Here is a 1,850-nt window from a genome sequence, read left to right as displayed (position 1 = left end):
GCGCCGACCACCACTGCCACCATTGACGCGATCAGCGACGATAGCGGTACCGCCGGCGACTTCATCACCAATGACGACGATGGCCTGACAATCACCGCTACGCTAGATGCTCCGCTTGCCGAAGGCGAGACGCTGCAGTACAGCACCGATGGCACCACCTGGGTCGACATTACCGGCAGCGTGTCCGGTACTGCCGTCAGCTACAACGATGCCGCTCTGACCGAGTCAGCCACTGTACATCTTCGAGTAAAGGACACTGCTGGTAATGATGGACCGACAGCGTCACAGGTCATCATTATCGATGCGACTAATCCGATCACTACCGTCTCTATTGATTCAATCAGTGATGACTCCGGGGCAGTCGGCGACTTCCTTACTAATGACAATGACGGCCTAACTATCAGTGCAACTCTAAGTAATGAGTTAACTGAAGATGAGTCGCTTCTTTATAGCAGCGATGGCGGCCTGACTTGGTCTGAAATTACAAGTAGTGTGAATGGCACCAGCGTCAGTTACGAAGATCCATCGCTCGTAACATCCAGTACAGTTCATATGAAAGTCTCTGATGCCGCAGGTAATTCAGGCCGAGATGACGAGCAGCGAATAACAATTGACGCGACTCTACCAACAACCGTCAACATAGACAGCATCAGCACTGACACTGGGGCTGTAGGTGACTTCATAACGAGCGACAATGATGGATTGTCTATTAACTTTTCGTTAGGCGCTGACTTAGGGGATGGAGAAGCGTTGCTCTATAGCAACGATAATGGCTCTACATGGATTGATATTACTGGCTATATTGATGCCGGAGACTCTAGCTATTTCGATGCTGACCTCACCGCCTCTGCCACCGTGCAGCTCAAGGTGCAGGACGCCGCCGGCAACGATGGCGCAGTGGCCTCGCAGGCCGTCGTGATCGACGCTGTCGCGCCGACCACCACTGCCACCATTGACGCGATCAGCGACGATAGCGGTACCGCCGGCGACTTCATCACCAATGACGATGATGGCCTGACGGTCACCGCTACGCTGGATGCTCCGCTTGCCGAAGGTGAAACGCTGCAGTACAGCACCGATGGCACCACCTGGGTCGACATCACCGACAGCGTGTCCGGTACTGCCGTCAGCTACGCCGATGCAAACCTCACCACTTCTGCCACCGTGCAGCTCAAGGTGCAGGACGCCGCCGGCAACGATGGCGCAGTGGCCTCGCAGGCGGTCGTGATCGACGCTGTCGCACCGACCACCACTGCCACCATTGACGCGATCAGCGACGATAGCGGTACCGCCGGCGACTTCATCACCAATGACGATGATGGCCTGACGGTCACCGCCACGCTGGATGCTCCGCTTGCTGAAGGCGAGACGTTGCAGTACAGCTCTGATGGCACCACCTGGGTCGACATCACCGACAGCGTGTCCGGTACTGCCGTCAGCTACGCCGATGCCGACCTCACCGCCTCTGCCACCGTGCAGCTCAAGGTGCAGGACGCCGCCGGCAACGATGGCGCAGTGGCCTCGCAGGCCGTCGTGATCGACGCTGTCGCGCCGACCACCACCGCCACCATTGACGCGATCAGCGACGATAGCGGTACCGCCGGCGACTTCATCACCAGTGACGATGATGGCCTGACAATTTCGGCCACGCTGGATGCTCCGCTTGCCGAAGGCGAGACGCTGCAGTACAGCACCGATGGCACCACCTGGGTCGACATCACCGACAGCGTGTCCGGTACTGCCGTCAGCTACGCCGATGCAAACCTCACCACTTCTGCCACCGTGCAGCTCAAGGTGCAGGACGCCGCCGGCAACGATGGCGCAGTGGCCTCGCAGGCGGTCGTGATCGA

1 protein-coding gene is annotated in these 1,850 nt (G+C 58.4%); it reads left to right on the top strand.

The window, feature by feature from the left end:
- Positions 1-750: 750 nt before the first annotated feature.
- On the top strand, positions 751-1,850 hold a 1,100-nt coding region (locus QD280_RS17735; RefSeq protein WP_279840147.1), incomplete at its 3' end, for an Ig-like domain repeat protein.

This window comes from Cobetia sp. 1AS1 (assembly GCF_029846435.1).
GTDB lineage: Bacteria > Pseudomonadota > Gammaproteobacteria > Pseudomonadales > Halomonadaceae > Cobetia > Cobetia amphilecti.
This window is presented reverse-complemented; position numbering and strand designations above follow the sequence as displayed.